Raw genomic sequence first — 7,749 nt, forward strand, 5'->3', positions numbered from 1 at the left:
CGGTTCCAAACCGTCAGGCCGCGTTAGCGACCTGAACCAGCCGCTTTGAGCGGCTCACATCGTAAAGCCCCCGGCTCTGCCGGGGGATACTTACTTGCGGAGCGCTTCATTCCAACCCCAGCCATAACCTCCGGCAATCGCAGGAGGCGGGTGGCCGCGCGGCGCTTGGCCTCGGCGCGGGCACGCAGGAAGTCGCGGCCTTCGACGAGCGCTGAGGTGAGCATCGCACCGTGATTGAAGCGTGAACTGGAAACCGGCTTCCAGGTCGATCCGAACTCGTTGAGATACAGAGCGGCAGCGACCTCGCGCATTTCTTCCAGAGCCAGCATCGCGCCCTCCGCACATTGCGCACGCTCGACCTGCGTTTCGAGTTCGTGGGTGTGGATCTCGGATCCATCAGCGGTCTTCACGACGCGATGGATGGTGGCCTTCTTCCCGTTCAGCGAAGGGATCGACACGTCGAGCGTGACCATCGATTGTTCGGGCTTGTTCCGGAAATCGACGTGCGGTCCGTGCTGTTTCACCGAAAGATCGCCGGTGCCTTCGCCCGATAGCCGGGAAATGCTGCCGGTGAGAGCAAACTCAATGGCATCGACGATGCCGCTCTTGCCGGTCCCGTTCGGCCCGCATGCCGCGAAATTCTGCCCGCTCATGACAAGTTCCAGGTCGCGGATGCCCCGGAATTCCTTGATCGTGATCTTCTCGATGCGGATCATGGCGCGTCAGGGAATAGAGCGACACGGACAGCTGGTTCGGCGAACACGCCGTCGTCCAGAACGATCTTCTTCAGATTTGCAGCGATGTCGGCAAGATCGTCGGTCTTGGCCAACGCGTCAAAGAATTTCGTCAGGACCGCACCGGCGACTGTGCCGACCTTTTCGTCAGAGTCCGATCTCTCTTCCGTAGCACCAGGTTCTTGCATGTCGCCCCCTGAGTCGAACCTAGCAAATGCCAAAGATTCAACAAGGACGAAGCCCGACGACCGTGGGTGATACAGTCAGAACTCGATTGATGGGTTAGCGGGCCCCAGCTGAACGTACGGCAATTCTCGCATAGTGGTACGCCCAAACCGAACTATCGGCACTGTCCGACATGCTTGCCTTTTTGCGAGCAGCCGGAGACCTGACGAATGGCGATAACTCCCTGCATGGCCGGTCCTGCAAACTGGCATTCCGCACGGCATCTTGATCAAGGCAAATCCACTACGCGAAAGACAGCGCCTGTTCCTGCATCACGCACCAGATCGACGCGCTTGCCATCCCAATGATAGTCGAGATGACGACCCTGTACAGGCTCGGAAGCGCAGTCGGGGTAGAACAGTCCGACGCACTCCCCTCCGGGATGGCGGATGCTCGGGTAGACTAGGCCATCAGCCCCACTCGCTTTGAGGTCCATCGCGAGCCCCTGGGATGCCACATAGCTGTCTGGATCAAGCGCTGGATTGGCCGGCTCGGCCTCTCTCAGGTCACGCACGTCTGCACTGACCGAAAGGATGATCTCCCGGAACTGGGAGGTCCAGCCCGGTGCTTCAGCCGTCCGGACCATGAACCGGGCATGGTGGTGGATCGTCTCGAACAATGCCGTCTCGAAGACGTTTCCGACATAGAGGACGCCGTAGCTGCCATCCGTGAAGCGGCTTGGCCGGTCCATGCTGACGTGCGTGAACGGGGCCATCAGATAGGACGCGCCGTTTCCGCCCACCCTGCGGCCAACTGGCACGAGATCGAGATTACCGATTGACGCCATGATGCGCGGATTGGTTTTTTGTTCTGCCGAGATCAGCAGCGGCCAGTCAGCGGGGTCGGCGATATCCTCGAACAGGTCGATCGGCGGAAACGCGCTGCGGATGATCCTGACAGCGTCTTTCCACTCAACATGACTGACGGGAAGATGGTCGCTCTCCGTCACCAACCACCGCGCTCGGCGTCAAGGTAGCGGCGCACGCGCATGATGTCGGTGAGTTCACCGCCGAGCATGACATCAAGGGCGCTCGATCCGGCAAAGGCGGTATTGCCTGCCTTGATCCACGCATAACCGCGCTGGGCCTCGGAAAAGATGGTTCGTAGCGCCTTGTGAATACCCATCAGGTTGGAGAGGCGAGCCGCGCCATCGCGTGAGACCCGGCCCGGCCCTTCAGCCTTCCAGCGCCGATAAGAGCGCACCGGCATATCGAGCAGCGTCGCCGCCTGTTCGTCGGTAAGTTCCCATTTGCCGAACAGGTTCAGTGCCGCGCGGAACATCGCGGCGGCCTCCTCCTGCGTGACCGGATCGGGCCGGAACGCCTGAGGGACGGTATCAACGGGTTGCAAAGCCAGCATGATCGTTCTCCATATGGCACTATATACGCCATTAGTTGCCATTTGGCAATATGCATTGCAACTACTGGCTAAGCCGCGCGAGAACACTGGCAGCACCCTCGGTCGGCACGAACAGCCGCGTCTGGACCGCTCGATCGCCAGGGGGCCCTTTTGCGCGCCGATAGGGGGTCCCGATTGGACGCCGATTGACACGCAAGGCCTCTCGACCGGCGAGGAACTGGCCCTACTGCAGAGGTCGACAGTCTTGGAGCGCTGGCTCCTTCCAAGGGCGACCGATATCGACGGAATGGACAGAGGCACCCGCTCGGTCCGACATGGTTATCAATGCGTGTCGGGGAGCGTTGCGACATCCGTTTGCCGGAGCAGGGTATCCAGCGTGAGCAGCGACGTCCCGGCGACCTTCGCATATGCATAATGAAAGCAGTCGAAATTGCTGAGCGCGCGCTTGCCGATACCGTGCTTCTGGGCGACCTCCACCGCGAGCCGGAGAATGTCGGCGGGCGACACGGTTTCCCGCAGTGCAATGTTGCGCAGCTCCAGCCATTCCGTGACGACGGCATGGGCATCGAGATAGGAGCAATCGAGCTGATCCGGCCGCGACAGCACAATGATCGCTTCCCATGCGGCAAGAGCCGAGGTGAACGGCGCTTCGGCGGCGGCGAGAGCCCGCTCATAGGCCGGAGCGCTGTCCTCGTCGGCAAAGATGGACACGATCGCGCAGGCGTCGACGAACATCAGGCGTCGCCGGTGATGTCGTGATCCAGGTCATGCCAGGCGCTGTCCGGCACCGGCTGGCGTTCGGGCGAAAAGCCCAGCCCCCGTTTCGCAAGCAGGCGCCGCGCGGTCTCGGAAGGACTTTCCTGCTGGACGCGCTTCTGGATCGCTTCCTTGAGCGCGATCACGACGGCTTCGGTGATCGTCGTCTGGTCCAGTTGGGCGAGACGGCGCGCGAGGGTGTCCGCTTCCGGGTTCCTGATGCTGAGCGTCATTGTATGGCTTCCTTCGTATAGCCGTATATACGCTGCGATCTTTGTTCAGGCAATATGGAGAGATGCCGACATGGCTGGCGAGGCGATGTGGATATCGAGCTTGACCGGTTTGGCATCTGAAGGCGGTAAAGCCACCGGGGGAAGCCGTTCCCTTTGATCGGATTCGCACTCAAGCTGAGGTGCTTCGCCGTCAGTCCCACGTTCGAACTCGCCCCTGGTGGTGGCCAGGTCGGCTTCGAGTTCGACGAGTTCCTGAAGCTTGTCGTCGAGTAACGCTGTGTCGGGAAAGTCTTGCCCGAGGCGTGCTTCGAACGCCGCTAGCCGGCGCTTATTGGCTTCAAGATTAGCCCTGACACCGGCGAGATCTCCGTCGAGATTGCGGATGGAGGATTCGATCCGGCCGACCACCGTGCCGGGCCGGGTCTTCCCGGTCAGTTCAAAGTCACGGTTCTCGCCATGGTGCAAGGCTGTGATGAAGGTGGACAGGCTACGCTCCCCCTCGTCGTCTATGGACTCGTAACCCGCGAGTTCCAGTTCGATGCCGTTGAACGTGCCCAGCGTCCAGCGCGCCTCTGCTCCGTCCATCCGCATCCGGTGCGCATAGCCGAGGATCCGTTCGCTGGCGGCCTTGCGATCGGTGATCATCGTCCCGTTGCAATCGAACAGAAGCTCGTCGCCGCTCGTCGGAATCCGTCGATCGATATCGGCTTCTAGCCTGACGATCTGACTGTGGCAGTCCTCGATCTCCTGCGTCGTTCGCCTGATGGTCCTGCGGTTCTATCACGCCTTGACCGCAGAAGGTTTGCCGGCGATCTGCATAGATGCGCGCCATGCCAAGGCCGCGCTCGACATGGCTGCGAACAAGACAGACGCCAATGATGCTGACGGTTTGGCGCACTTGGCTGAGGTGGGTTTTTATCGGGAGGTTCGCGTCAAAGGCTTCGACAGCATGCTCATGAGGACGCTGATCTCCGCCCGGCGTCAGCTTATGAAGATGCGGGTGCAAATGTCGAACCAGATACGCGGGCTGCTGAAGACTTTCGGCCTTGTGGTTCCCAAAGGCGCCGGCAGCGTCTTTGAACGCAACGTCATTTCGCTTCTGGAAGACGAAGACAATCTCGCGCGTATCATCCTGCCGCTTCTTAAAGCCTGGGGTGATATTCGACTTCGCGTCGCGGAGTTGACGAAGCAATTGGTCGTCATGGCTGGTGCAGACCAGCGCTGCCGTTTGCTCACCTCGGTGCCTGGCGTGGGCACGGTGACAGCCACGGCCTTTGCAGCAGCGGTCGAGGATTCCATCAATTTCAAGAACTCGCGCGCCGTAGGCGCCTGGGTCGGGCTAACACCGAAGCGATATCTGTAAAAGCTGGCACTTGATCTGACAGTTGGTGTCTGCGAGTGGTCAGCGTGGACCTGACCGACAGGGTCAGGCCGCGATCATCTTTTCCTTTGCCAGCGGCGTTGCGTCAACAAAGGTCTGCATGGGCGTCTTTCCGAAGCACCATCGACCTTGATGTGGCCTTTGCTCGTTGTAGCTGGCGACCCATTCATCCAGATCGGCCTGCAACTCGTCGATCGACCGATAGATCTTCTTTCGGAAGGCGATCCGGTAGAACTCGTTCAGCATGGTCTTGTGGAGCCGCTCGACGATCCCGTTGGTCTGCGGGCTCTTGGTCTTGGTGCGGGAATGATCCACATCCTCGACCGCGAGGTAGAGCTCATATTCGTGGTGCTCGGGATTGCCGCAATATTCGGTGCCCCTGTCGGTCAACACCCGCAGGAGCTTGACCTCGCGGGCATCGAAGAAGGGGATCACCCGGTCATTGAGCAGATCGGCCGCGGTGATCGGCGTCTTGCGATCGTAGAGCTTGGCGAAAGCCACCTTCGAGTAGGTATCGACGAAGGTCTGCTGGTAGATACGGCCCACGCCCTTCATGTTGCCAACGTAGAAGGTGTCCTACGCGCCGCAATAGCCGGGGCATTCGCTCTCGAACTCGCCGTGGGCTTCCTTCTCAGTCTTGGCCTTTTCTAGTGCGGCAAGCTGGCTCTCGGTGAGGATGATGCCTTCCTGGGCGACCTTGGCCTCCAGCGCCTTGAGGCGCTTCTTCATCGTTTCCAGATCGTGCCGTTGCCACACGCCGCGCACCCCGGCCGGCGAGATCGAATGGCCCAGCTTGCGCACTTCGTTGGCGATCCGCACCTGGCCGAACGCCGGCTGCTCCATCGTCAGATCGAGGATGATGGCTTCAACCTGCGGCGGAGTCCGATTGGCCAGCAAAGGCTTCCTGCGCGTCAGTTCCTGCAGCGCCATCTCGCCGCCGGTGTCGTACAGTTCCTTGAAGCGGTAGAAGCTGTCGCGCGAATAGCCCATCATCTTGCAGGCTTGGCTGACGTTGCCCAGCTGCTTGGCGAGCTCCAGCAGACCGACTTTGCCGCGAATGACTTTCTGATCCTTGGTCATGGTGTGTCCTCGAAAAGCCGGGGCCGGGCGCTGCGTACCCCCGACCACTCCGCGCCCGGCCCCGGCTATGCCTTTGAGCCTTATGACACCGCCTGTCAGATTAAGTCCAAACTTCTACAGCGATATCAATCTGGCGAGGTTGATTACGAAGGTCACATCTCGCGGCGTGGCGACGCCAGACTACGCACGCTGCTGTACGAGGCAGCGTCTGTAATCTTGAACAGGTCGTCCGAGACCAACGCGTTGCGAACATGGGCCTTGGCGCTGAAAGAGCGGCTAGGATTCAAACGGGCAGCCGTTGCGTTGGCCCGTAAACTGGCAGTGATCATGCACTCGATGCTGAAGACCGGCGAGTTGTTTGATCCGAATGCAGGAGCCGCCGTCACCGCCTGATCAGCGGAACGCCAAAGCCATCATCCGCTACCCATTTATCGGTTAGCGCCCTGTCGGGCGCGTCGAGCCGTCCCTGCCGGGACGCAGTTGAGATCATTCCGCGAAGCGGGAAGCAACTGCCTTGCCGCAGATTGCGTCACGAACATAGGAAGATCTCGGCTACGGAACCCATCCTGCGGCGATCAAGATTGTGTCGACCGCGTAGACGACCCTGTTCCCGGCACACGGATGGCATCACGTTTGAACGATTGGTGGGCGGGGCTTGACGGCGGGGCGATTAGACGACCCGCTGCGCGGGAGGGTCGCTTGCGGTGAGGTCGCGGTGGAAGCACGCCGCGTTGTGCCCGTTGAGCGGGCGCCACCCACCAGATGAACCCGGCGACACCCGCCCGCCATGCCCATGCTGTGGCGGCCGCATGGTCGTCGTCGAAACCTTCGAACGCGGGTGCCGTCCTCGCGCGCCGCCGCATGGTGCCGCTCCGGCCGGGACGATCGCACCATGACCCGGCATGGCTCACCGTCATCCCGCCGCGCATCTCATGCGCTTCCGGCGAAGAACCCGCTCGCGCGATCACCGCTTGCAGTAGTTGCTATGTCAGCTCCCGCACACAGAACGGCGCGATATCAGGAGCCGAAACCATATCCGGCGACCGTCACCGCGTCCCCCAAGGCACTCACCAGCGGTCGCCATGCCCAGCAGCCCGTCAGCCGAAAACCGAAAAACCCATAGCGCAACGCCTGCCGACCGCGGGTTCGTTCCTCGGGGACTTTCGTACGCCTGCCGGCGCCCGAAACTCTTCACGAAGGCGGACCGCCAGCTTTCGGGCGGACTGCAGGAAAAACCGGACGATCGGCGCGGCGTGGCTCCCCTTCCAGGCCGGCGCAACGTTGTTCACATGACGCACCCTCACGCTCGTCCGCGACTTTCTCGGCCGAGTGCATATGCAGAGAGACCAATGATCGATCTGCTGAAATCACGAAGGACAAATCATGACCCCTGTTGCCAGATGCGGAACGATGATTCGTCGACCGATCTCGGAGGTATTCGAGGCGTTCGTCGATCCGGCAATCACATGTCACTTTTGGTACTCCAGGGGCAGTGGCCGTCTGAAACCGGGTGGAAAGGTGCGCTGGGATTGGGAGATGTTTGATGTCGGCACCAACGTCACGGTAACCGCGGCGCAAAGCCGGGCACGCTCCAACTCTATCTCACTAAGCTAGCCCGCCTTGGCGGCTATCTCGCGGGGACGTCCGACCCACCGCCTGGGAACACCGTCGTCTGGCGCGGCCTACGGCGTCTCGTCGATATTCAAATCGGCGCGGAGCTCGCGACTTATGGGTAATCGCAAGCTTCACCGGACGCTCTGATGTCCGTTGTCAACTTAGTAGGCGCGAGGATTGGGCCACGGGTTGTGGCGGCTGAATGTGGCCGCGTACAGGTGGAGGTGGGATCGTTAGACCGTCGGTGATCAAGCTCTGATGCGCGGATTGGATACCGCAGTTCCGAGTATGCGTCCGGGGCTGATCCGTTCTTACTGCGGGCGTCGGCGATGCCGGCCACAAAACGTCCATCGGATGTTCCCCTGCC

8 protein-coding genes and 4 pseudogenes are annotated in these 7,749 nt (G+C 61.1%); 4 read left to right on the plus strand and 8 right to left on the minus strand.

Annotation, left to right across the window (positions count from 1 at the left end; all coding sequences use genetic code 11):
• Positions 1–152: 152 nt before the first annotated feature.
• The 7 genes and pseudogenes from BM052_RS18950 to BM052_RS18980 all read right to left on the minus strand — a co-directional run.
• A pseudogene (locus BM052_RS18950) lies at positions 153–716 on the minus strand (ATP-binding protein); the annotation flags it as partial.
• On the minus strand, positions 713–922 hold the full coding sequence (locus tag BM052_RS18955; protein ID WP_091149423.1) for a hypothetical protein: 210 nt from the start codon (positions 920–922) through the stop codon (positions 713–715). The gene BM052_RS18955 and the pseudogene BM052_RS18950, both read right to left, overlap by 4 nt.
• Positions 923–1,188: 266 nt before the next feature.
• Positions 1,189–1,908: an RES family NAD+ phosphorylase gene (locus BM052_RS18960; RefSeq protein ID WP_091149425.1), complete on the minus strand. Its 720-nt coding sequence runs from the start codon at positions 1,906–1,908 to the stop codon at positions 1,189–1,191.
• The gene (locus BM052_RS18965) at positions 1,905–2,318 is read right to left on the minus strand and encodes an MbcA/ParS/Xre antitoxin family protein (RefSeq protein WP_091149426.1); all 414 of its coding nucleotides are present in this window, start codon (positions 2,316–2,318) and stop codon (positions 1,905–1,907) included. The genes BM052_RS18960 and BM052_RS18965 overlap by 4 nt, the downstream gene beginning before the upstream one ends.
• Before the next feature lie 321 nt (positions 2,319–2,639).
• Positions 2,640–3,053 (minus strand): type II toxin-antitoxin system VapC family toxin, encoded by a 414-nt coding sequence (locus tag BM052_RS18970; protein ID WP_091149428.1) that lies wholly within the window; start codon positions 3,051–3,053, stop codon positions 2,640–2,642.
• Positions 3,053–3,307 (minus strand): type II toxin-antitoxin system VapB family antitoxin, encoded by a 255-nt coding sequence (locus tag BM052_RS18975; RefSeq protein WP_091149430.1) that lies wholly within the window; start codon positions 3,305–3,307, stop codon positions 3,053–3,055. Before BM052_RS18975 ends, BM052_RS18970 begins: the two co-directional genes overlap by 1 nt.
• Positions 3,308–3,352: 45 nt before the next feature.
• Entirely contained in the window at positions 3,353–3,952 is a 600-nt protein-coding gene (locus BM052_RS18980; protein ID WP_091149431.1) for a hypothetical protein, read from the minus strand.
• A 130-nt stretch (positions 3,953–4,082) separates the two neighbouring features.
• On the opposite strand from BM052_RS18980, the pseudogene BM052_RS18985 reads away from it, so the two are divergent.
• Positions 4,083–4,664: pseudogene (locus BM052_RS18985) on the plus strand (transposase); the annotation flags it as partial.
• 69 nt (positions 4,665–4,733) lie between these two features.
• On the opposite strand, the pseudogene BM052_RS18990 reads toward BM052_RS18985, so the two are convergent.
• Positions 4,734–5,768: pseudogene (locus BM052_RS18990) on the minus strand (IS481 family transposase).
• Positions 5,769–5,771: 3 nt separating this feature from the next.
• Here BM052_RS18990 and BM052_RS20500 point away from each other — a divergent pair.
• The 3 genes and pseudogenes from BM052_RS20500 to BM052_RS20510 all read left to right on the plus strand — a co-directional run.
• A pseudogene (locus BM052_RS20500) lies at positions 5,772–5,987 on the plus strand (transposase); the annotation flags it as partial.
• 39 nt (positions 5,988–6,026) lie between these two features.
• Positions 6,027–6,161 (plus strand): hypothetical protein, encoded by a 135-nt coding sequence (locus tag BM052_RS20505; protein ID WP_369821559.1) that lies wholly within the window; start codon positions 6,027–6,029, stop codon positions 6,159–6,161.
• Between the two features lie 1,017 nt (positions 6,162–7,178).
• Positions 7,179–7,382 (plus strand): SRPBCC domain-containing protein, encoded by a 204-nt coding sequence (locus BM052_RS20510; protein ID WP_369821558.1) that lies wholly within the window; start codon positions 7,179–7,181, stop codon positions 7,380–7,382.
• Positions 7,383–7,749: the final 367 nt, after the last annotated feature.

This window comes from Novosphingobium sp. CF614 (assembly GCF_900113255.1).
Taxonomy (GTDB): domain Bacteria; phylum Pseudomonadota; class Alphaproteobacteria; order Sphingomonadales; family Sphingomonadaceae; genus Novosphingobium.